This window comes from Bacillus siamensis, from assembly GCF_051628075.1.
GTDB lineage: Bacteria > Bacillota > Bacilli > Bacillales > Bacillaceae > Bacillus > Bacillus siamensis.
This window is the reverse complement of record NZ_CP155579.1, coordinates 1,365,951-1,388,588: the sequence shown is the minus strand read 5'-3', so window position 1 is coordinate 1,388,588 and position 22,638 is coordinate 1,365,951. Positions and strand designations below refer to the sequence as shown.

Sequence of the window (22,638 nt, the reverse complement as noted above, 5' to 3'; positions counted from 1 at the left end):
ACTAAAATCACTCAAATTCATTCAATAACTATCAAAATCTTTCACATTTGTTCATATTAACGTATGTACATAGGGTTTGTAAACTGTAAATTCGACAAAAAGGGGGACAATTGTATGACATTTCTTTTTATCATAAATGAAAAAAGTCTATTATATTCATTCAATCTTTAAAACACAGAAAAAACCCCATGCGGACTGCATGGGGACGTTCCACTATTCATACCGTAACGCTTCAATCGGATCTAAGCGGGATGCTTTGTTGGCCGGCAGCATGCCGAAGATGACACCGATCAGCATACTGAACAGCACGCCGATACAAACCACCTGCCAGGAAACGAGCGACGGCCAGCCCGCGATAAGGGAAACGAGTGATGCTCCCCCGTAGCCGAGACCGATTCCGATTAAGCCGCCGATTAAAGTAAGCACAACGGATTCAATTAAGAATTGTGTCAGAATCTGGCCTCTCGTGGCACCGAGCGATTTGCGGATGCCGATTTCTCTTGTCCGTTCCGTTACTGATACGAGCATAATATTCATGACCCCGATTCCGCCGACAACGAGAGAAATACCGGCGATCGAACCGATGATTGTCGTCATGACGGTCGTGACCTGACCGATGCCCGCGGCGATTTCTTCCATATTCATGACTTGATAGGCCTCTTTTGTGCCGTGATTGTCATTTAAGAGGCGGGCCGCTTCTTTACCTGTTGTTTTGATTTGATCAGCGGATTCCGTCTGAATCGAAACGTTGCTGTAGTCATTTGTGCCGAAAGACGTTTTCAGCATGTTGAACGGGACATACATTTCACTGAGCCCTAATGATAAAAACCCGCTCTCTTCTTTTAATACACCGATTACTTCTACGGGCTGTCCGCCGGCCCAGACGATTTTTCCAAGCGGAGATGTTTTCCCGAACAGCTTTTCAGCCATTTTTTTCGAGATGATGCCCGCTCTTTTCCCGGAAAGGAAATCGTTATCCGTAAATGTCCGCCCATCCTGAACGTCCAGCTTTTTTACGTCCGTGTAGCCGCTGTTAATGCCATTCAGCGTAATGTCCGTTTCTTCTTCATGATAACGGGCCGTCATTGATTTTACAGCGGAAGCGACAACCTGCTTTACGCCGTCCACTCCTTTTAATCCATTAATATCTTCTTCTGTAAAACTCGCTTGCTGCAAAGCGTTCGGATTGGCTGTTAATTCTTCATCGCTCGGCAGATAATACAATTCAATTGTATTGCCCGGCCCGCTGATGGATTGCTTCAGCATTTGCTCTCCGCCCTGGCCGACAGCCACAACAACGATTACTGAACCGACGCCGATAATGATGCCGAGCATCGTCAGAATCGATCTCATCTTGTGAGCTCTGACGGAGCTGAGAGCCATCCGGAGATTTTCTAACAGGCTCATTCCCCCACTCTCCTCTGCTCAGAATCGCGGGAAACGATACTGCCGTCACGGACGAAGATCACTCTGTTTGTACAATCCGCCACTTCAGGCTCATGTGTGACAAGCACCACGGTCACGCCCTCTGCATTAAGCTCTGTGAACTGCTCCATAATGGAAATGCTTGTTTTCGTATCCAGCGCGCCGGTCGGCTCATCAGCCAAGATAAGCTTCGGTTCGTTAACGATGGCTCTTGCAATCGCGACACGCTGCTTTTGGCCGCCGGACAGCTCATTCGGCATGTGAAGCATCCGATCCGCTAAGCCGACTTTTTCCAGCGCATATTCGGCCCGTTCCTCACGCTCTTTTTTGCCGATACCTGCGTAAATCATGGGAAGTTCGACATTTTTTCTTGCATTCAATCGCGGCAGCAGCTGAAATTGCTGAAAAACAAATCCGATTGATTTGTTCCGGACCGCCGCAAGCTCTTTTTCCGTGCATGAAGATACATCTTCTCCCGCAAGTCTGTAACTGCCTGATGTCGGTCTGTCCAGACAGCCGATGATATTCATAATCGTAGATTTACCTGATCCCGACGGTCCCATAATGGATACATATTCCCCTTGTTCAATCGTCAGGTCGATTGAACGGAGGACATCAAACGTTTCCTTGCCGATCTGATAGCTTTTTTTCACCTTTGAAAGCTGAATCATCTATGCTTTCACATCCGTTCCGTCAGTCAAACCGTCAGCCGGATTCAGAATGACTTTATCATTCTTTGAAAGTCCCTCTTTTATCTCCGTTAACTGATTCGAGGTGTCGCCGACTTTGACTTTCACGCGTTTGGCCTTCCCGTCTTTTACCGTAAAGACCCAGTGCTCATCTCCGTCTTTTTTGACTGCGGAGGACGGCAGCGTATCGGCTTTCCGCTTGTCGGTTTCAATGTTCATAATGAGTTTAAACCCCGGTTTGCCCTCCGGAAGCTTTCCGATCAGCTTGACCTGAAACGGATACTGCACGGCTTGTTCCGTGCTTTCACCCGAAGCAGCTCCTGACTTTTGTTCCGGAACGAGACCGACAGCCGTCACTCTTCCCTTCCATGTTTTATCCGGAATGGCGTCTGATGTAATTGTAACGCTTTGTCCCTTTTTCACTTTCAGTGTGTCGTATTCAGACAAATTGCCGGCAACGATCAGGTGTTCCGGGTCGCCTATATGTATTACCGGTTCTTGAATATCCGATTTTTTAGAAGCGGCTTCTTGATTTACCGAGATAACCGTTCCGTCCATCTCACTCTTGACATTGAGATTCGCCACCTGGTTTTCAAGAGATTGCTTTTGCAGGTCAGATTGCTTTAATTCAATTTCAGCCGTTTTTTGCTGAAGCTGCAGATCAGTCCGTTCGGATTCAATTTGTTTTTTGGCTTCCGCTTCTCCCGCTTGTTTTGCCAAATCTTTTTCTTTACTGTTTAAGGCTTGTAGTTTTTCTTGAATTTGTTCGATTTGCAGCCGTTTTGATTGTTCTGTCAACTCATTTTGCTCTTTATCAAGGTTGAGCTGTTCGTTTGTATACGTGACTAGCGACGACCCTTTTTTTACTTTGTCGCCTTCTTTTACTTTTACTTTATCAAGGGTTCCTTTATCCGCTTCATAAAAAACATACTGTTCTTTGGAGAATTTAAGTGTTCCCGGAACCATGACCGCAGATGAGATTTCTCTTTTTTCCATAGTCCCGGTATCGACTTTTTCCCCGGCGCTGCCGCCCGCGGGAGCGGCCGACTTATAAATATTGATACTGATGAATACTGCAACAATGACTGCGATGCCGATTCCGATCCAAAGTTTTTTCATGTTATACACCTGCTGCCACTGAATTTAACAGTCCTCCGACTGCCGATACCAAAAGCATAATAACAAACAGGACAATTGCGGAAATCCAGCCTGCTTTTTTAGAAATGCCGCCGGTATAGCGCAGACCTAACGCGAGCAGAATATAGCTCCAGATGCTGAAAATATCGATCGCGCTTAAAAAGACCGATACGCCGTCTCCGGCAGGTATGACACTCGCCAAAGATGTGACAGGGTACAGTGAGCCCGCACCGGTAAAATAAATGACAAGTCCGTTAATGACTAAGCCGATGTTAGTAATCAATGCAGTAAAGAGGCCGAGTGAGAGCATTTTTTTATAAGTTGTCACGCCGCCTGAAATTTTGACGCACAGCCAATAAATAAGCGGAACGATAAAGAGAGCGATAATGCCTCCGAAAATCCCTCCGAAAATCGAGCCGAATTTCGCGATGGTTTTGGTCATTTCAATCTGATCATCGGTCAATCCGTCAAGAGATGAGCTGTTCAGCAGTTCTTCATAATTCATTCCGAGCCCGCGCAAAATACTCCCCGCCGCGATGAGAATGATGACAATCAGGAGAGGAATGCCGATGACCGGGTGTTCTCTTAATCTTTTAAACTGCACAACAGGACTTGTAATGACGCCGAAAATTGACGGCTTTTCCGTTACTGCCGTATTGTTTTTTTCCAGATTTGGTTCCATATTGCTGATGCCTCCTATGTATTATTCTGTTTATACGTACGCATCCGGCTTATAAAAGTTTCAATTTTTTTGCCGTTTGCGTATTTATGCTAAATTGTAACACAAATTCTTAAATGTACGTTCCATAATTATGTAAAAAATGACCAGCGCCGGACTGATATGAAAGCAGGCTCAAAATCTTGTGGTGACACCTTTTTAAGCCTGTGTATGTAAAGAAAACCGCACAATTAAAAATTCCTTAAAGTTCCATTTGGTTTCCCTCTGGAATTCAGCCTTTCTTGCCGATGTTATCGGCGTACTGTGCAAAAAAGCCGGATGGCAATGATGCACATCCGGCTTTTATTCACCCTCCGCTTACAGGCGGGATAAAGGCAATGGTATCGCCTTCTGTTACGATGCTGTTGTCTTTTACGTAAGTTTCATTGATTGCGATCATGGCATTGTCTATCGTCTGGAGGCCGTACCGTTCTTTTAACAGCGTTTTTACAGCAGACGCTGCCGCCTCCTTTTCATCAAGTTCAATGACCGGTGTTCCCGCCTGCTCCGCAAGCCCGGCAAACAAAAGTACTTTAATCATCGTGATTCCCCTTTATTTAAATCCGGTTTTCCGTTCGGATAAGGCGTCGTTTCCAGCTGATCGCCTATCCATTCTTCGCCGTCTTCCCAGATCTCTTTTTTCCAAATCGGAACAATCTGTTTTATCCGTTCAATGGCATATTCATTCGCCTCATATGCCGCCTTTCTGTGCGGAGAAGACACGGCGATTACGACCGCTGCTTCTCCGATATCAAGGACGCCGACGCGGTGAGTGATCGCAGCTTCGGCTCCCTCCCATTTCGCGCTGATTTCATCGCCGATTTGAGAAAGCATTTGAACAGCCATCGGTTCATATGCTTCATATTCAAGACGCACCGTCCGCCGTCCGGCAGTCCACTCTCTGACCGTGCCGATAAACGTTGTGATGGCCCCGGCTTCGCGCTTTTCAACTTTTTTCACGATATTTTCCGCAATGATAGGTTCCCTTGTAATTTGAAAACGTTTCATTTATGCAGATCCCCCTTTCAGCTGCGAAAGCACAAACATAATGGCATCCGGATCATCCGCATGGAATACGGGTGTGCCCGCATCTGCAGGCATATGCTCCGTACTTCTGCTGACAACCGCGAGCACGCGCTCCAAATGCTTCAGCTTTTGCCAATCTTCGCTGCTTTTAATCATAATGATTTTCGGATGCGGCGCATGTTTAAAACCCTCAATGAGAAGACAGTCGATTCCCACATATTCATACAGGCCGATCAAACCAGCCAGATCCCATTTTTTTCGCGCCGTAAGCTGCAAGACCCCGTCCCCTTCTACTGCCGTAACCGCGGCACCGGCTTTTGATAAGCGCTCTGAATCCTTTCTGTCAGAAAAAGGTTCCGGCTCTCCGCCATGTCCGTGATGCTTTAAACATCCAACCGTGCAATTTTTCGGCGCCGCTTTCAGTATACGTTCGATAAACGTTGTTTTACCGCTGTTTTGAAAGCCTACGATCTGGACGATCGGGAAAGAATTGACCATGGCCATTCACTTCCATTCTCATCGCGGATGAGAAGCACGTGAACCGTCCGTCCCGCTTCATATCCCCTCGTTCCTCCCGGCAGAAGGATAAACGCGTTTGCTTCAGCAAGAGATGTGACTGAGCTTGACTTGTCGAGACCGACTGGTGACGCCATCATCTTTCCATCTTTGTGGTAAACAAACGCCCTCACAAATCTCGCAAACGGATTCGGCTTTGGAAAGTCGTTTGTTAACACGGCTTCCGCCCATCCGGCGTGAGGTTTTTCATTCAGAAGCCACGACTGAATCATCGGTTTGACAAACAGGGTGAAACCGACGTAACATGCCGACGGATTGCCTGAAAGGCCGAACAGCAGCATGTCATCAGCCCGTGCGACAGTTGTCACGCTCCCCGGGCGCATTGCCACTTTGTTAAATAAAACTTCCGCTCCCAGCTTAGCATAAATGTCAGGAAGAAAATCAAAATCACCGACTGACACGCCGCCGGTCGTGATCAGAAAATCGGTTTTTTTCATGGCTTCCTTCACCGCCGCATAACTGTCATCAAAATCATCGGAAATTTTGCCTAAGTTCAGCGGCACCGCACCCGCTTCAATGATCTGGGCATACACCATGGCCGCGTTGCTGTTGCGGATTTTCCCGGGTTCAAGCGGATCGCTTACATGAAGAAGTTCGGTTCCCGTGGCGATAATCCCGACCACCGGCTTTCTCACCACAGGAACAGAAGAATAGCCGAAGGTTGCCAAAAGAGCGGTGACGCCCGGCGTGATTTTCGTTCCTTTTTTTAAAAGCGAACTGCCCTTTTTCGCATCTTCTCCTTGGTATGAAATATTATCGCCCGCATGGAAAGGGCGTTTTACCGACATGTAATCCGTGCCGTTTTCAGAATACGTTTTTGTCAGCTCAAGCATCACTACGGCATCCGCGCCTTTTGGAATCTGCGCCCCTGTCATAATGCGGACCGCTTCATACGGTCCGAGCTCTTTTTCTGACACGGCGCCGGCTCCGATATGGTCAATGACTTCAAACGTGACGGCATTGTCACGGGAAGCCGTCTTTGAATCGCACGCCCTGATGGCAAAACCGTCATACGGAGAACGGTCAAAGGCAGGCACATCATGGTCCGCCTTAACATCTTCCGCCAAATAGCGGTGAAGGCTGTCCTCCAGCGGCACCCATTCGGTATCCCCCTGTTTTTTATATCGGCTCACTCGGCGGACTGCTTCGCCCACCTGTATCGGCGTTCTTTTTTCAAGCATAGCAATACCTCCCCTTACTACAGTCCGATCACTCTGGCCAGAACTGAATTTGCTTCTTTGATGTCATTTGTACCGTGAATCAGAGCCCGTCCGTCTTGAAAAATAACGATTCTGAAGCGCTCGTATGCCATGTGCAGCAGAAATTCATTTGCTTCGACTTTGCCGATCTGCTTCAGACGTTTGACGAGCTCTTCTTTGTCCAACCTCTTTAACGCTTCCGATCTGATTTGAACGGTGTCTCTTCCGCACAGCACGCTTGCTTTCGGCCTGTTTTCCGGCTGCAGGTACGGGTATACGGGCTCCGCGCCGCAGGAAGGGCAATGATCCCGTTTGGTCTGATCCACATTTACGCTCATATTGGTGTTATTCCACACATCAAACGTAAAAAAGCGCCGATTTACCGCTTCATGGTTTCCTGTCAGCAATTTCAGCGCCTCAGCCTGCTGATAAGCCGAGACGATATGAACCGCCGGAGGTATGATGCCTGCTGTATCACATGTCGCTCCGCCTACGGGTATTTGCTCAAACAGACAGGATAAACACGGCGTAACCTCAGGGATAATCGTCATACACATCCCCTGACTGCTGACACAGGCACCGTAAATCCAAGGCGTTTTCGTTTTCAGCGCCAGATCATTGATGACCATTCTCGTTTCAAAATTATCTGTCGCATCCACGATGCAATCCGCTTGTTCAATCAGCGGTTCAAGCGTTTCCGCCGTACCTTCGGCCGCATAAGCATCTATATGTATGTCACTGTTTATCGCCAAAAGACGCGTCTTTGCCGCCACGGCTTTCGGCAGGCGTTCTCTCGCGTCTTCTTCTGTATACAGCTGCTGTCTTTGTAAATTGCTCCATTCCACATAATCCCGGTCAATAATCGCCATACGGCCTGCTCCGGCTCTTGCCAGCCCCTCTGCTGCGGCTGTTCCGAGGGCCCCGGCCCCGACAATCAGGACACTGCTGTCAGCCAGCGCCTTCTGCCCTTTTTCCCCTATCGGCTTAAATCTTGTCTGCCGCGAATAGCGCTCTTCCATCTGTGTTGTCCCCTTGCATTTTTATTTCCATCATACCATGTTTCCTCACAATCAGTCCTGATGTGAAGACTCGATAAGCGCCAAAAGTCTGGCGTAATCATCGCGGGTGTTGATATTGACGAACTCTTCCGGCCCGGCGCCGATGTCTTCAGCCTGAACATAACAGACAGACAGATGTTTCAGCGTGTCTGCCATTTTCAGCTTGTTTTGTGCCAGCTGATCAAAAAGCACCTCTTGCACCCGTTTATGATAAACCGCCAAGAGAGGCTGCGCTCTGTTTTCACAAATCGGAATGACAGCGTCCACATTTCCGGTCAGCTTCATTTCAAGCGCTGCCATGGTCTTTCTAGTCACGAGCGGCGTGTCACAGGATATGACCGTGTATGTTTCGCCTTCCGTTTGTTTCATTGCCGTATATATGCCGGCCAGCGGCCCCATTCCCCGAAACTGCGGCACATCGGCAAGAACATGTCTCTCTTTGTTTGCTAAGAACCTTTTTATATGTTCAGGGCGGCTGATCATCACCGTCTCTCCGCAGCCGAAGGCTTTTTTCGCCTGCTCATAAAACATGCCGCCCTTCCACTTTGCAAAAGCTTTCGGTTCCCCGAACCTTCGGGAAGCTCCCCCTGCTAATATTACATTCACCCGTTTCATGTCATCTCTCCCCATTCTATATAAAAGCATAGCAAACGCCTCAGCCGAAATACAATATTACAGTGCTTGTCAGTTTAATTAAGAGGAATAGCCGTCTGTCCTATCCCATATTGTAGTGTTAACATCATGAGGGAGATGGTTCTTATGAAAATATCAGGTCCGTTTTTCCACGACACTTCTCAAGAGAACCTTTATTTGAAGTCTGAACTTTCGAGATGCAGAAAACTGATTTCGGAGTTTGAAGCAAGCTACTTTCATCAAAAAAACAATAAGCTTCAAGAGGAAAACGCTAATATTAAAGAGCGGCTTCACAAGCTTACTGACGAACTGGAAGCAATGGCTCAAAAACACAAACAGACAAGTAACACGGAACGGTCTCTGCATGAAATCAGGGCCGGGCTGCTCGATAAAATCGTCATTCTGCAAGAACTGCTGCAGAAGGAAACGTTTCGGCGGAAAAATGAGATGGAAGAAAAACACCGTCTCCATCTTACGAATGTAAAATTTGAAGAAGAAAATAAAAACTTACATACCCGTATCAGCTCACTTGAGACCGCCATGGAAACCGAACAGACTGCTCACGAAGATACGAAACGGCGTTTTCAGGCTGCTGCAGAAGAAAATATCCGGCTGCAAACACAAATGACAGAAAAAGAATACCAGCTCAAACATATTAAAATAGAAATTAATCATATGAGAGATCGAATACTAGAAACAAAAGAACGGCTTGTAGAAATAGAAAAAACGAAAGAAAAGTTATTTCAAGAAACCATTCTCTCGTACAAAAGGCAGCTGGACGAAAGTGATGCTTGGATTGCCGGCCATTTTGCTGATATTGACAGCCGGACGGCGGAACCGGCAGAAAAAGAGCTGGAACTTCCTTCTGCTGCGGCCGGGACTGTTCAGGCAGAAGACTTGCTTAAAGCGGTCACCGAACAAGTCATCTCCCTGCAAAAACAGTTTGCACAATCAGAGTCCCGTGATCAGTCGTTTGAAGAAAAGCTCGACGCGTTGAAAGAACGGGCTGATGAAGAAAAACCGTTCCAGAAATATGTCGTCAAGCTTGAAAAAAAGGCGTTAAAAGATACGCGGGACAACGCAAAAAAACTGCTTGAGTAACGCAAGCAGTTTTTTACTGTTTTATTCAGCAGCCGTATCATTTGCCGTTTCTTCTGTTTCCTGAGAAATTTCTCCCTCAAGAATATATTGGCCGCGGTATGGTTTTTTCACTTCCGGATACATTTTAATTAAACTTTGCATAAACGTTGTCATATTAGGGATTTCAAGGCCGCTTTCCTTCTCAATTTCCTTTTGCAGCTCCGAACTTTTGATCGCCGCATTGTGGCGCTTCAATGTTTTAATGGCTGCTTCACGCAGTTTTGCCGCTTTTGAACCCGGTCTTGCCGTCCCTCTTCTTCTTCTTGTAGAACCGTCCGGAATGCCGGCGGGAAGAGACGTAATAGACTGCATTTGCGGCTGTGAGGATTGAGGCTGTGTCTGCGGCTTTTGGTAGCTTCTCATTTCCTGTGCCGCAAGCTCTGCAAGCACTGGGAGAGAGTCACTTTTTTTCTCCGGACGAAACTCTTTTTTTGTATCGGACAGGCTGCCCGTATTGTCTAATTCTCTCAGTTTTGCATATATTTTATCACGTTCTATTTGATATTCACGAATGACTTTTACCTCTGCCTCGTTCAATTGTTCTAAACGTAAGCGCAGCGCTTCTCTTTCATTAAACATGTGTAAAACCCCCTGTCAAAAATTTAAACACTTTTATTTAGATATTAGATTACAAAAGTAATTTTATCAACTATTATTTTAGCATTTTACTATTTTATTTACTCTATGAAAAATTGCTTATTTTCTGAAAATGGTACTTTCTATACAAAAACCCTTATCATATAGGGGATTCTGGGCGGTGTTCCATTTTATTCAATCACTTCAAAATATAACTTGAAATTACTTGTTTAATGAAAATTAGCGTAATATCTACAATTTTCGACTATAATATGTAAAAGCTAAAGATACGGAGAAAACATGCGATACAGCGTGTTTTCTCCTGTTTTTCTTCATTTTCGTTTTCACTCCGGCTCAACAATCATGCATGTCATTTTGGAATTTTTTATCCAATAAGCACAAAAAAACCCTATTACCTAACGGCAAAGGGTTTGCAGAACCGAGACAATAGTCCGACGGAGATTGTCCCAATTATTCAGAAGCATGCTCCATTTCTGAAAGTACGCGGCTGACGCGTTTTTCAAGCATTGTCATTCCGTCTCCTCCCGCTTGAAAATGACGGAGCTGTCCGGTTTTATCAAAAACGTAATAAGCCGGCACATATTGATTCCCAAATGCTTCAGTCAGCGTATGATTGCTGTCCACGTAAATCGGCTGAGAGATATTGTGTTCAGCCGCTGTTTCCTTGATTTTCTCAAGGTCAAGATCATCTTCGGAACGGGGCATATGAACGGCTGCCACATTCAGCTGATCTTTATATTTATTACGAAGCCCGTTCACCTCAGGCATCGCTTCTTTACACATGCCGCAGCTGACAGACCAGAAGTGAATCAATGCCGGCTTTTCACCGATCAGCTGTTCCTTCGTGACTTCTCCGTTAATCCAGGCTTTGGCGCCTGTCAATTCAGGCATTTGCTGATGTAATTTCATCTGATGTCCCTCCTTATGAAAAAGATTTGTGAGCTTTCGTCCGCACTCTCATTTCGATCGGGCAACATCCGGCTGTTTTCCCCTCTAAAGTAAATGATTTGGCTGAACTGCCATGTTAAAATGAGAGCGGAGATTCTTTAGTTAATATCTTCACGAAAATAATGAGAGTGAAACCGTTCAATAGAAAAAATCATAACGGTAAATAACTGATTTCTATTAAAAGGTTTATTCTATTGGAAAACGGGTAAATAACTTTTAGCTTTTTCTGCAATAGACTTGAAAGGAAGACATCACTATGATTGATTTAAAACACTTTGATTGGGCCGGGCTCATCACTTCTGCGGGGATTTTCATCGTCAAGCTGGCACTTATTATTTTAACGTATTTTATTTTCAGAACGGCAGGCAAAAAGCTGATTAAACATCTGTTTCAGAAATTCGAGCAGCAAAACAACCTCTCCACGGGCCGCGCTTATACTTTGCGGAGTCTCGCGCTGAATGTGTACGGATACATACTGATTTTCGTTTTTATCGTCATGATATTGGATTTATTTCACTACAATCCGAGCGCTCTCATAGCAGGCGCCGGCGTGGTCGGTCTTGCGGTCGGCTTTGGCGCTCAGGGGCTTGTCAGTGACATTGTCACCGGATTTTTTATCCTTTTGGAAAAACAGATCGATGTCGGTGATTATATTACGGTTGCCAGCTACAGCGGCATTGTCGAGCAGGTCGGTCTGCGTACGACGCAAATCCGAAGCTTTGACGGCACGCTTCACTATCTTCCCAACCGGGGGATCACGAATGTGAGCAACCATTCCCGCGGAACGATGCAGGCGCTTGTCGATATTAAGGTGCCGCTTGAAAAAAACCTTGATGAAACCATTCAAGTCCTGCAAAACGCCTGTGACAAAGCAGCCCTTGAGCTTCCGCAAATTAAGGAAGGACCGGATGTCATCGGGGTTCAGGATTTAAGCACATCAGAAATGGTCATCAGAATCATCGCCAAAACAGAAAATATGGAGCAATGGCGGGTTGAACGCGTGCTGCGGAGAGAAATGAAAATCGCGCTCGACCGTTTGAAAAACGCCTCTTCTGCCGAATAGAAAAACCGAAGCATAAGCTTCGGTTTTTTCTTTTTAATGAAATTTTTTTTCTACTTCGCTGCAGATTTCGTCAGCTGTCATTCCGGAAGCCGTAATGACGGAAGCCTGAGTTGACGTATCGGCAATGCCTTGGACATTGCTGTCAAGTCCGGTTACGACACAGCAGTCACAATCCTTCGCATCCTCAGGAGTCTTCATCATCACTACGTCATATCCCTTTTGTTTTAACGCCTGTTCTACATCCGATAAAGATTGTTCAATTCCAATTTTTTTCGTCATATTGAACACCTCCGTTACGTAGAATGCTCAATTTTTGTTAGATTATTCTTCTTTTCGGATTTAATTGGCATACTCCGAAAAATATCCGACCATGACATTTACTGCGGTTTCCATCGCAGCTTCATCCGGATTCAGCTTTGCGTGATGAAGCCCGTGGGAAGAATCGGCACCGAGCCAGAACATGAAGCCGGGATATTTTTTCAGCATATACCCGAAATCTTCTCCGGTCATCGCTTCTTTCGCCGTCTTCACTTCTGCAAGATGATGATCACTGACAAATTGCATAAATTCTTCGGTCAGGCCGCTTGTATTATAAACTTGATGATAAACGGACGGGTACGTGACCTTTCCTTTACAGCGGAAGCCGATTTCAATTCCTTTGACGAGTTCTTCAATCCGCTTTTTCACATTATGCATTGATTCTTCAGAAAGCGTCCGGATCGTTCCTTCCAGATGAGCACGCTCTGCGATGATATTTTGCGCCGTGCCTCCGGTAATTGTTCCGACAGTAATTACCGCGCTGTCAAGCGGGTCCGTATTTCTGGATATGACCGTCTGCAGCTGCGTGACAAGCGTACTTGCGGCGACGACCATGTCATCTGCTGTATGCGGATATGCCGCATGTCCGCCTTTCCCCTCAAGGTCGATGACAAGCTCGCTCGTATTGGCAAACAGCAATCCGCTTTTGGTGGAGATTGTGCCGACCGGCAGTTCAGGTGCTATATGGAGAGCCGTGATCAAATCCGGCGTCCATTTTTTCAGCACATCGCTTTCAAGCATCGGTTCCGCTCCGCCCGGTCCTTCTTCAGCCGGCTGGAATAAAAAGAGCAGATCATGCTTGACCGGGTGATGGACAAAATGATCAATAATGCCGAGCGCGATGGTCATGTGCATATCGTGGCCGCATGCGTGCATAAAACCGGGATGTTCAGATGCAAACGGAAGCCCCGTCTGTTCTTCAATCGATAAAGCATCTATATCCGCTCTGTAGGCGAGCATTTTTTCCGGAGCCGTGCCGTTGACTTTGACAAAGATTCCGGTTCTCCACGTTTCGATTTCAATTCTATCTTCCGGATATTGTTTTAATATATTCAGCAGGTACTGCTGTGTTTTATATTCCTGAAAGCCGATTTCCGGGATGCGGTGCAGATCTCTCCGGATCGCTATGAGCCGCTCTTTTTCCATATGTATTCCTCCTTAAGATAAGAATAAGGCGTGGATTTTATCATCCACGCCCATTCTATCAAACCATTCCTTACAGCTGGCGTAATTCCTGTTTGATTTCTGTTTTGCCTTTTGTTTTTTCATCGATATCTTTGATTTTTTTCGCTGGTGTTCCTGCTACAACAGTATATGGCTCAACGTCATTTACTACGATGGCTCCCGCAGCGACAACCGCGCCTTTTCCGATTGTTACGCCTTCAAGCACAACCGCATTTGCGCCGATGACAACATCATCTTCCACGACAACAGGCTTAGCGCTTGGCGGCTCAATAACGCCCGCTAATACAGAACCCGCTCCGATGTGACAGTTTTTTCCGACAGTCGCGCGTCCTCCGAGCACAACGTTCATATCAATCATTGTGCCTTCGCCGATGACTGAACCGATATTAATGGACGCCCCCATCATGATAACGGCATTATCGCCGATTTCGACTTGGTCGCGGATAATAGCGCCGGGCTCGATGCGCGCTTTTACATCTTTCAAGTCAAGCATCGGAATCGCAGAGTTGCGGCGGTCATTTTCAATGACGTAATCCTCAATTTTGTCTTTGTTTTCTTCAATTGCCGCTTTAATGTCAGCCCATTCGCCAAAAACAACGCCGGATTGGCCGTTCAGGAATGTTTTAGCGGAATCGCCAAAGCTGATTCCCTCAAGATTGCCTTTTACATACACTTTTACAGGCGTTGATTTTGTACTATTTTGAATAAATGAAATAATTTCATTTGCATCCATCATTTTCATATGTATTGTCCTCCTCTGATTTTCTACCTCATTACTGTAACAAAGGAAGGATGCAAAAACAAGAAAAAAAGGAACAAGCCTTTATTCTGCCGGCTGTCTGCACAGTGCGGCAAACTGTCTTCCGAATTCCCTGAGCTCTTCTTCCTCACTGCCTTCAGGGTTGTTTTCAATTTTGACCGATGGCAGCACCACCCGTCCTCCCCGGGCCGTGATCACTTTTTCCAATTCGTCAACCGCTCCGCAAAAAAACGCATAGGACGTATCTCCGGAACCGAACAGAGCAAATGTTTTCCCTGCAAACTCCAGGTTTTCCATATCTTCAGCGATATCGAGCATTTCATCAGGAAGATCCCCGTCTCCCCACGTATATGTGCCTAATAAAATATACTCGTAGTCATTAAAAAGTTCGGCATGGATATCCATCGCTTCATATCTGTCTACAGATGCTTGTGCTTCGATCAGCCCTTTTTCAATCAAATCCGCCATTGCCTCGGTGTTTCCTGACATTGTCGCATAAACAAGCAATACTTTCCCCATCTCCGTCTCTCCTTTATGTATAGAAACTAATGTGCGAGCCGGGCCGCCTCATACGGTCTGACAAACTTACATTCGTAAAGGCCCGCGCAAAAAAAGCTTTCTTTCTGATTGGCCACCCGCCATCCGTGACCGCGGATCGTATCAAACCATTTTAATTCTCCGGCGGCGAAATCAGCTTGGTAAATGCGCGAAAATCCGTTTTCGTCCTGTGCCGAAGTGACATAAATAATACCGTCATCCTCAGAAACGTCGAGAAATGATTTTTCCCGTACGGCGGGCGCGGCTGTAATGGCAAACGCCTCTTGCGTCCGCACGTTTCGGACGGCAACCTCGCCCCGTTCTCCCTTTGCCGCTCCCTTTGCGGCAATGAGCCAGTCCTTCTTGTACATAAGCATGGAAGCCGTCATGCGCTGTCTTTCACAGCTTATACGCCGGATGCGGTCTTCTGTCAGATCATACGCCCAAATGCCGCCATAATTCATATGAATCCGGGTGCCGATATAAATCGTCTGACCGTGCAAACAAAGCGAGCGGATGACAGGCGGCTCCTTTAAATGTGAAAAGGGCTTAGCCACATGCCAAGTGACACCGAAATCATCAGATAAGTAGAGACAGTGCGTGCCGTGCGCACAGACGAACCCGTCATTCCGCCCGGCAACTGCCCAAACAGAGGCGCTGGTCGGAAATCGGGATGCCGTCCAGGTCTTTCCCTGATCGGCCGATCTGAGGACAGCGCCTTTTTCCCCCGCCGCGAATATGTAAGGCCCGATGTAAGTCAGCACATGAATCTTGCTTTTCATCCGGTACAGCCTTTTCCAGCCTTCTTCTGCGGAAAAATGAAAAATGCCTTCTCCTTTTACTGCGACAAAAAATCCTGAAGACACTGATGCCATGACAGCCGTCGCGCCTTTATGAAACATGGCACCGGTCTCCTTGGTGAGCGGCCCATGCAAGAAAACCGCGGACAAATTCTTTGCAGCATTCCTGATCCTCAGCCGTCTCAGGCGCCAATTCGATTTTCAGCGTTTCCGGATATAAATTGGCTCCGGCCTGTTCAAACGCATCGCAAAACAGCGTAACCGCTTCACAAAACTTCGGATAGGCGTGATCGCCTGAACCGAAACAAGCCGTTTTCAGTCCGTTCAGCTGGCGGTGCAGAATATCATCATAAAAATCTTCCGCTTCGTAAGGAAGATCACCATCTCCCCATGTGTATGTTCCGACAAAAACATAATCATATGCTTCGAGACAATCCGCATCTGCCTCATCCATGTCAAGACAGTCAATTGCAATCTGATGCTCGCTCAGTGTTTCTTTTATAATGCCGGCAATATCCTCCGTATTCCCCGACATGCTTGCGTATATCATTAATGCTTTCTGCATATGATCACCTCGTAATTGATAATGATTTTCATTAACATATACATTACTTTAAATGATAATGATTTTCACTGTCAATAAAAAAATAAAAAAAGACAGCCTCATTGCTGTCTTTCTAAAAAGGGTTCTCCTGCTTCAGCATATCTTTGATGACAGAAACGAAAGCCTGCACCTGTTTTAATTCAAATGCCGGCTCATAACCGAGCAGCCATGTGTCGCGGCCGATCGGATGATCCTTTGCATCAAGCAGGGGCATTTTATTTACTTTGTCTTCCTCATCTAAGGTGACTGACGGCAAAATGGCATAACCGATTCCGTGCAGCGCCATCTGCTTGCACGTTTCAATCTGATCGACGAGGATCGTCTGTTTCGGCGAGGTTTTGAATTTTTGATGCCACCAATGCTGAATTTCCTGAAAATATGTACTGTCACTTTTGAACTGGATAAACGGCCGGTCGGTATAGGCTATATCATCAATGCAGGAAATTTCCGTATCGACCAAATATAAATGATCGGTCATTAGATATTCTTTTCGGCCTTTCCATTCCGGGTTTCCCCGGATTATGCCGATATGTACCTGATCTTCATACAGACTTTTCAGCATTTCGCTGCTCCATCCTGTAATGAGGGAAACCTTTGCATTCGGATAACGCTCCACATATGTTTTTAACACTTTCGGAAGCCAGTGCTGCCCGATAATGGAGGCGACGGCAAGCTTCAATGTACCGTGAATTTCCCCTTCAAGTTCATCAATATTTTCTCTTATTCTCTCTTGCCGGTCCGTGACATCATTTGCAAATTGTATGATTTTTTCTCCTGCCGGCGTTACCGTAAGTCCTTTTTGAGATCTTAGAAAGATCTTTGTTCCCCAGGCTTTTTCAATGGTCTGCAATCGCTGGGACAGAGCCGGCTGGGACACGAATAACCGTTCGGCAGCCTTCCTCATGTTTAATTCCTCAGCTAAAACTACGAGCATATGAAGCTCTTGAAGCTGCATGTCGTCCTCCTTTTCAATGCCTTTTCGTATTTCTTATCTACCATTCTAATAAAATAAAGGCTGCCGAAGCAAGTGCAATAAATATGTATACGCTTTCTTTTTCTGACATGCAAAGAACAAATAGGCTGATCGTGCGAGCCTACTTATTCAATGACCTGAGATGGCTGCTCAGCTGCTTTAATACGACTCTTCTCGTAAAGATGCCTTCAAAGACACCTTCATCATTTTCAACGCAGACAAAGCCGTTGTTAATGACCATGCTGAACCCTTTGATAATCGGATCATTGATGTGGAGACGGGGAATGTCTTTCAGCATGACCTCCTCAACCGTCATTTGATCCAGCTTCTCAAACTCAATCCGCTCAAGTCCGAAAATGCTGTTCATAATCATATTTGTGCCGATCAAACCGTGCAGACGGTACGAAGCGTCAAGGACTGGAATAGCGGTATAGCCGGTTTTCGTCAGCACTAAAAGAGCATGCTCAAGGTTGTTTCCGACTTGTACGTGCGCCACTTTATCCGCCTCGATCATAAATTGTCCGACTGTTGCATCAAGAAGCTGATCTGATTGTAAGCTAATCATGTCACTTCGACCCCTTTACATTTTTCATCAAAACATGTATTCCCTATATCGCCATAATATAAACATTATCATTTTTTGTCGAAAAGTTTCCGTCAATAAAAAAGATACTCTTTGCAATCGAGTATCAATTTTTAGGCCGCTGATTAATTTTCATTCCGGAAACGGTCATAAAGCGTTACGAGTTTTTTATAAGTGGTTCCATCAACGCTTTTTGACCCTGCTTCTATATCGTTGATTTCGCTGGTCAAAAGCTCAATGGCATATTCATGATTGATCAGGATATTCAGCAGAAGTTTTTGTTCTTCTTCCGTAAATCGTTCACCGATAAGACTCATACGTAATCAGGCCCCCTATTTTTAACTGAATACCTCTGAAAGCAAGTTGATATTTGCTTTCAGCTCTACCGCTAGGATAAGTAAACAGAAAAAAATCGTCAACCGCATAATTCGACAATTTGCGGATTCTGTAAGACATATTATTTTGTGTAACGATTGGCATAACTGAATGCTGTGCAGGAATCGGGCTTGATTTTCGCTTCAATGCCCATCGAGGTAATACGGCCGGTCATTTCTTGTATCAATTCTTTTGTCAGCCCTTTTTGGCCGATATCCAAGTGCACTTCAAATGTAAGATCCGCTCCTTCATCAGCGAAAGGCAGGAGCAAATCGGTAATTTCCATGAAACGTCCGTCGAGGATATGCGCAGCCATCTCCTGGCTGAATGCGGTTTCCAGCGAAATTTTTTCGCGAAGGCTATGTATCGGTCTGGCGAGATCGTGATTTTTCAAACAGCCCCAAGCTCCCTTGCCTGTACGGTGCAAGTGTATAGCCGTAATAAACTTCGTGAAGTCGCGGTAAACTTGTGAATCAGTCCCCACAGACAGCACGTATGCTGATCGGGGGTCTTTATTGACAAAGCGTTTCAGCCGCTCCATCACGTCTTGAAAGGTCATCTGTGCCTCAGAAAGATTATAAAACAGAAAAGAATCAGCCATGTACGGACACTCCTCTTTCCAAAATCTACAACCAAACGAACGAGCACGGTTCCTTTGCATGATTTAATAAAGCTCCGCTTGCTAAAAGACGGGAAGCTTGGTCAGCCTGAAAAATCAAACCAAATTACTGAAGGAGCTCAAAAATTTCAATAGAAATCATGTCAATGTTATCAAACGGATATGTGTTAGGTTTTTCACCTTTTTGGAAAACCGTCAGCTCAAACGTTTGATTCTTTTCAAAATATTTAACACTGCATATTTTCTCACCATTTACTTCGAAGTAACGCTGCATCGGCTCATTAGCCGCTTCGGCTGTTTCTTGCAGACTTTGCAGCCGTGTGATGATACCCATTAATTGTGACATTCTAAAAAAAGACTCCTTTCAAAAAACAACTTCAAATCAACAAGTATTTATTATAATACAAGTTCTACAGAGCATCATACCATAAAGTAGACCGGGATGGCATTTTCCCGCTGGATTTTCAATAAGAAAATAAACGGGAAAACTGTGTTTTCGAATAGTTTGAAGCTTTTTTCGGAATGTCATACACCTTTTATAAATGATTTTTCGCTTTTTGAGCCGCCATTGTCAGATATATGTGAGAAGGAGCCTTTTTATGCGCAGGAAGGCATAAAAAAACTTGGCGGGGGTAGCGCCAAGCTTTTTCGGATCTTGATCTGATAGAGGGGTTGGGGAACAGAGAGTAACTTCTCTCTATAACTAAATGATAATGATTATCAGTATCATTGTCAATCGTTTTTTATAAACTTTTTCACATTTATAAAAAAAGCGGCCTACAGCAGCCGCTTTAAAGTAATCCGTCCTGTTCATATAAATAAGAGTAAGGCAGATCGATAAATAAATACATATTGTCATCCATCGGGTATGAAAAGGTTCTGATCATCTCACCCGTTTCAATATCACTGTACAGGTCACTGAAAAAGCCTTTTCTCGAATTACGCATCTTCATGATGTTTTCTAAAAAGTACGGACGCCAGCTCCAGTTTTTCTCCCTGTATTCAGGCTGATAAAGCCATTCGCCGGATTGCTTGAACACATTTCCCGTCAGCTGATAGCCTTCTTCATCACACATATAAATTCTGAAACAGCAGTCCGTCAGGTTTTCCGCCAGTTTCTTAATAAACTCATCATCCGCCTGATGGGTTTTCTTCAGCTCGGAAACTGCCTGATTGACCCGCTTATAAAAATTCTCAGAGTGTTCGTATACTGTCTCCAGCTTCTTTTTTTCTCTCGTGATAAATTGCTGAAACTCCGTTTTCAAGCGTGCTTTTAACAGGCTCCGGTCTATAAAATCGCCGCTCGGCGCCTGCAGATAATAGCCTTGAAAAAATCGGCCTCCGTTTCTCCATGCGTACTGGAGCTGGAAATCAGCTTCTATATCTTCATACAGCAGCGCGGCGCCGATTTTTCTCGCCAGCAATGAAATGCTGTACAGCACATGCTCATAGGATGGTGACGGCTGAGATACCTTCAGCGCCTGCAAATCTATTTTCAGAAGGTCCGGTGAAAGGAGCGCGATTCTGTCCAGGTTGCTGCTCTCCTTACCTATATTGTCCACTGCGATTTTAATGCCATATGTACGATAGTAGGCAAGCATATGGTACAGCTGTTCAATGTCGCCTTCGAAATTGTGCTCGGTGATCTCAAGCACAATACGGTTCAATTCAATGCCCTGCTCTTCGTATTCTTTCAAAAGCTCAAGAAAGCTTTCGCCGTGGTCAAGCATCAATACATTCGCATCCTGATTGATAAAAATCAACAGATCACGATCAGCTTCTTTAAACCTCTCCAGCGCCTGCCTGATGACTCTGTCATCGACCTCAAGCTTATATTCTTCCGGAATGCCGGAATCTAAGAAAAACGGCCCTAGGCTCTCAATCTCCGTATCTGCCAAAATCCGGCCAAGCACTTCGTAGCCTGCGACTCTTTGTTCCTCAGCGTTAAAAATCGCTTGGTAATACGGAATGACATCATCAATATTCGTCAGTATATCAAGTGGGTCCAACATGTTATCACCTGCTTCTCTATCTTTGTCTGATTATACACAATTATATCAGCACCACAAATGTTTAGATTAGGGGAAAAGGAGGCAGTATGGCAGCAGCTTAAAATAAAAGGGGAACATTTTTAAGATCACTCTTTAGACCGATTCATTTTTGACGTTGTTCATTTGTTTCACAATCACAAATAAAAGGGTAAATATAAGAGCATTATAACCTGCAGCTGTCCAAAAATAATGGCTCCAATCAGTTCTGTTATATATCCAATCATCCTCATGTTCCAACTGAAAGAAAGTTCCTTTTTTATCTAAAGTGCCAAATGTAAGAGTTGTTAACCCGCCAACACTCTTGGAAACGTCAACTCCATACATTGAACCGGCATGATCAGTATGATTTATTGGCATATACGTATAATCAGATAAAATTGTTTCCGCCAGCTTAGTTGGCAGAGACACATATCATACAGCCGATGTATCGCCTCCGAGCCCACTCAAATACTCCCTGGCTTTAATAAATTTCGTTTCATCAGGAAAATCGATGTGATATAGCTTTTCAAATCTGATTATTTCATCAGAAGTAAGATTGGTATTTTGATAATACTGTGGAGTAAAAGCACAAATCATAAAGTACCAAATATTAAAGATGATAACTAAACTGCTTAAAAATAGTACAACAAACCATTTTAATAATTTCTTCAATTAATCGCCCCTTAATCTTTCAAAATTATATCATAATTTTGAATAGAAAATAAAACAAGCGAACGGCCGGCTTTGCCGTTCGCTTGTTTTGCAAAATAGTCAATATACGAAAAATTAAAACGGATAAGGATTCAGCCACTGCCCGCCGTCCATTGTGATACAATCCCCGTTTATGTAGGCCGCTTCATCAGAAAGCAAAAACGCTGCCAACGCGGCGATTTCTTCCGGTGTGCCCAGCCGGCCAAGCGGGACACTGTTCATAGTGCGGGACATTGCTTTTTCCGATTCAAACAGCTTCTCCGCACCGCCTGTTCGTTCAATCGGGCCTGGGGCTATCGCGTTTGTGCGGATGCCGTATTTGCTCCCCCATTCAACGGCCAGCGTTCTTGTCAGTGACAATACCCCCGCTTTGGCTGCAGCGGAATGAACGACCCCTGCTCCCGCTCCCCATGCGTATGTGGCGGCCATATTCAATATGACACCCTTCTGCTTTTGCTCGATCCAATGCCTTGCCGCGGCTTGGCTGCAAAAAAAAGTGCCGTTTAAAACAATCTCAATAACCGCTTTCCATCCGTTGGGCGTCAGCTTTTCTGCCGGGCAAATAAAATTACCGGCCGCATTGTTAATCAGCGCATCAAGCCGGCCAAAGACTTTTACCGCTTCTGTCATCATGTCTGAAGCGGCGGATTCTGAACGGACATCCATTTGAAAACAGGCGACCTGTCCCTCAAAGGTCTCAATTTCTTTTCTTGTTTCCTCAAGTGCTTCCTGGTTCCTCCCCGTCACCATGACGTGCCATCCCAGTTCAGCCTGTTTTTTCGCCATTGCTTTTCCCATGCCGCTTGAACCGCCTGTAATGATTACCGCTTTCTTATCCATAACAACCCCACCCCTTTTATTGAATGAATAATCATTCATAATTCTATCACAGATGACTCTGCCCGTCATTACATGCTGAGAAGGGATTTTCCGG

The 22,638-nt window shown here is 45.3% G+C and carries 27 protein-coding genes and 1 pseudogene; 2 read left to right on the top strand and 26 right to left on the bottom strand.

All coding sequences use genetic code 11. The annotated features are described in order from the left end of the window. Positions 1–213: 213 nt before the first annotated feature. The 10 genes from ABDB98_RS07365 to ABDB98_RS07320 form a co-directional block, all read right to left on the bottom strand. Positions 214–1,407 carry an ABC transporter permease gene (locus ABDB98_RS07365; RefSeq protein WP_045926920.1) on the bottom strand — a complete coding sequence of 398 codons (1,194 nt, stop codon included), beginning with the start codon at positions 1,405–1,407 and terminating at the stop codon, positions 214–216. Then, on the bottom strand, positions 1,404–2,096 hold the full coding sequence (locus ABDB98_RS07360) for an ABC transporter ATP-binding protein (protein WP_438421818.1): 693 nt from the start codon (positions 2,094–2,096) through the stop codon (positions 1,404–1,406). Before ABDB98_RS07360 ends, ABDB98_RS07365 begins: the two co-directional genes overlap by 4 nt. Continuing rightward, complete coding sequence (locus tag ABDB98_RS07355) at positions 2,097–3,233, bottom strand: efflux RND transporter periplasmic adaptor subunit (protein WP_438421817.1); 1,137 nt, start codon at positions 3,231–3,233, stop codon at positions 2,097–2,099. Position 3,234: 1 nt separating this feature from the next. Further along, positions 3,235–3,933 carry a YIP1 family protein gene (locus ABDB98_RS07350; RefSeq protein WP_438421815.1) on the bottom strand — a complete coding sequence of 233 codons (699 nt, stop codon included), beginning with the start codon at positions 3,931–3,933 and terminating at the stop codon, positions 3,235–3,237. Between the two features lie 343 nt (positions 3,934–4,276). Further along, on the bottom strand, positions 4,277–4,510 hold the full coding sequence (moaD, locus tag ABDB98_RS07345; RefSeq protein WP_015417377.1) for a molybdopterin converting factor subunit 1: 234 nt from the start codon (positions 4,508–4,510) through the stop codon (positions 4,277–4,279). Then, positions 4,507–4,977 carry a molybdenum cofactor biosynthesis protein MoaE gene (locus tag ABDB98_RS07340; RefSeq protein ID WP_438421814.1) on the bottom strand — a complete coding sequence of 157 codons (471 nt, stop codon included), beginning with the start codon at positions 4,975–4,977 and terminating at the stop codon, positions 4,507–4,509. Before ABDB98_RS07340 ends, moaD begins: the two co-directional genes overlap by 4 nt. Further along, complete coding sequence (gene mobB / locus ABDB98_RS07335; protein ID WP_438421813.1) at positions 4,978–5,499, bottom strand: molybdopterin-guanine dinucleotide biosynthesis protein B; 522 nt, start codon at positions 5,497–5,499, stop codon at positions 4,978–4,980. Then, positions 5,460–6,752 (bottom strand): molybdopterin molybdotransferase MoeA, encoded by a 1,293-nt coding sequence (locus ABDB98_RS07330; protein ID WP_438421812.1) that lies wholly within the window; start codon positions 6,750–6,752, stop codon positions 5,460–5,462. The genes mobB and ABDB98_RS07330 overlap by 40 nt, the downstream gene beginning before the upstream one ends. A 17-nt stretch (positions 6,753–6,769) precedes the next feature. Continuing rightward, a complete protein-coding gene (locus tag ABDB98_RS07325; RefSeq protein WP_438421811.1) occupies positions 6,770–7,789 on the bottom strand; it encodes a molybdopterin-synthase adenylyltransferase MoeB in 1,020 nt (339 codons plus the stop codon). 51 nt (positions 7,790–7,840) lie between these two features. Next, complete coding sequence (locus ABDB98_RS07320) at positions 7,841–8,443, bottom strand: molybdenum cofactor guanylyltransferase (RefSeq protein WP_438421810.1); 603 nt, start codon at positions 8,441–8,443, stop codon at positions 7,841–7,843. 144 nt (positions 8,444–8,587) lie between these two features. Between ABDB98_RS07320 and ABDB98_RS07315 the strand changes: the two genes are divergently transcribed. Further along, the gene (locus tag ABDB98_RS07315; RefSeq protein ID WP_438421809.1) at positions 8,588–9,562 is read left to right on the top strand and encodes a sporulation protein; all 975 of its coding nucleotides are present in this window, start codon (positions 8,588–8,590) and stop codon (positions 9,560–9,562) included. A gap of 21 nt (positions 9,563–9,583) precedes the next feature. Here the strand turns inward: ABDB98_RS07315 and rok are convergent, their stop codons facing one another. Together rok and ABDB98_RS07305 are read right to left on the bottom strand one after the other, a co-directional pair. Further along, complete coding sequence (gene rok, locus ABDB98_RS07310) at positions 9,584–10,180, bottom strand: transcriptional regulator Rok (RefSeq protein ID WP_047475244.1); 597 nt, start codon at positions 10,178–10,180, stop codon at positions 9,584–9,586. Between the two features lie 468 nt (positions 10,181–10,648). Then, positions 10,649–11,107 (bottom strand): TlpA disulfide reductase family protein, encoded by a 459-nt coding sequence (locus tag ABDB98_RS07305; RefSeq protein ID WP_438421808.1) that lies wholly within the window; start codon positions 11,105–11,107, stop codon positions 10,649–10,651. Between the two features lie 295 nt (positions 11,108–11,402). Between ABDB98_RS07305 and ABDB98_RS07300 the strand changes: the two genes are divergently transcribed. Further along, the gene (locus ABDB98_RS07300; RefSeq protein WP_438421807.1) at positions 11,403–12,209 is read left to right on the top strand and encodes a mechanosensitive ion channel family protein; all 807 of its coding nucleotides are present in this window, start codon (positions 11,403–11,405) and stop codon (positions 12,207–12,209) included. Between the two features lie 33 nt (positions 12,210–12,242). On the opposite strand, the gene ABDB98_RS07295 is transcribed toward ABDB98_RS07300, so the two are convergent. From ABDB98_RS07295 to fadH, 14 genes and pseudogenes are all read right to left on the bottom strand, one after another. After that, positions 12,243–12,488, bottom strand: a complete 246-nt coding sequence (locus ABDB98_RS07295; RefSeq protein WP_438421806.1) for a YkuS family protein — start codon at positions 12,486–12,488, stop codon at positions 12,243–12,245. 60 nt (positions 12,489–12,548) lie between these two features. Next, positions 12,549–13,673 (bottom strand): N-acetyldiaminopimelate deacetylase, encoded by a 1,125-nt coding sequence (locus tag ABDB98_RS07290; protein ID WP_438421805.1) that lies wholly within the window; start codon positions 13,671–13,673, stop codon positions 12,549–12,551. A gap of 70 nt (positions 13,674–13,743) precedes the next feature. After that, positions 13,744–14,454: a 2,3,4,5-tetrahydropyridine-2,6-dicarboxylate N-acetyltransferase gene (dapD, locus tag ABDB98_RS07285; protein ID WP_438421804.1), complete on the bottom strand. Its 711-nt coding sequence runs from the start codon at positions 14,452–14,454 to the stop codon at positions 13,744–13,746. Positions 14,455–14,535: 81 nt separating this feature from the next. Beyond that, positions 14,536–14,991 carry a flavodoxin gene (locus ABDB98_RS07280; RefSeq protein ID WP_438421803.1) on the bottom strand — a complete coding sequence of 152 codons (456 nt, stop codon included), beginning with the start codon at positions 14,989–14,991 and terminating at the stop codon, positions 14,536–14,538. 26 nt (positions 14,992–15,017) lie between these two features. Next, positions 15,018–15,911 (bottom strand): WD40/YVTN/BNR-like repeat-containing protein, encoded by an 894-nt coding sequence (locus tag ABDB98_RS07275; RefSeq protein WP_438421802.1) that lies wholly within the window; start codon positions 15,909–15,911, stop codon positions 15,018–15,020. Further along, positions 15,901–16,374, bottom strand: a complete 474-nt coding sequence (locus ABDB98_RS07270; RefSeq protein WP_438421801.1) for a flavodoxin — start codon at positions 16,372–16,374, stop codon at positions 15,901–15,903. The genes ABDB98_RS07275 and ABDB98_RS07270 overlap by 11 nt, the downstream gene beginning before the upstream one ends. A gap of 112 nt (positions 16,375–16,486) precedes the next feature. Beyond that, a complete protein-coding gene (ccpC, locus tag ABDB98_RS07265) occupies positions 16,487–17,368 on the bottom strand; it encodes a transcriptional regulator CcpC (RefSeq protein ID WP_438421800.1) in 882 nt (293 codons plus the stop codon). A 139-nt stretch (positions 17,369–17,507) separates the two neighbouring features. Further along, the gene (gene cbpB / locus ABDB98_RS07260; protein ID WP_060962917.1) at positions 17,508–17,951 is read right to left on the bottom strand and encodes a cyclic-di-AMP-binding protein CbpB; all 444 of its coding nucleotides are present in this window, start codon (positions 17,949–17,951) and stop codon (positions 17,508–17,510) included. A gap of 143 nt (positions 17,952–18,094) precedes the next feature. Continuing rightward, positions 18,095–18,286, bottom strand: a complete 192-nt coding sequence (gene abbA / locus ABDB98_RS07255) for an antirepressor AbbA (RefSeq protein ID WP_013352076.1) — start codon at positions 18,284–18,286, stop codon at positions 18,095–18,097. 140 nt (positions 18,287–18,426) lie between these two features. Next, on the bottom strand, positions 18,427–18,945 hold the full coding sequence (locus tag ABDB98_RS07250; RefSeq protein WP_016936302.1) for a ribonuclease H-like YkuK family protein: 519 nt from the start codon (positions 18,943–18,945) through the stop codon (positions 18,427–18,429). A gap of 124 nt (positions 18,946–19,069) precedes the next feature. Beyond that, entirely contained in the window at positions 19,070–19,309 is a 240-nt protein-coding gene (locus ABDB98_RS07245) for a YkuJ family protein (protein WP_003154613.1), read from the bottom strand. A 445-nt stretch (positions 19,310–19,754) separates the two neighbouring features. Then, positions 19,755–20,975: an EAL domain-containing protein gene (locus ABDB98_RS07240; protein ID WP_060962919.1), complete on the bottom strand. Its 1,221-nt coding sequence runs from the start codon at positions 20,973–20,975 to the stop codon at positions 19,755–19,757. Positions 20,976–21,107: 132 nt separating this feature from the next. Next, a pseudogene (locus tag ABDB98_RS07235) lies at positions 21,108–21,665 on the bottom strand (hypothetical protein). A 114-nt stretch (positions 21,666–21,779) separates the two neighbouring features. After that, on the bottom strand, positions 21,780–22,544 hold the full coding sequence (gene fadH / locus ABDB98_RS07230) for a 2,4-dienoyl-CoA reductase (protein WP_438421798.1): 765 nt from the start codon (positions 22,542–22,544) through the stop codon (positions 21,780–21,782). Between the last annotated feature and the right edge of the window lie 94 nt (positions 22,545–22,638).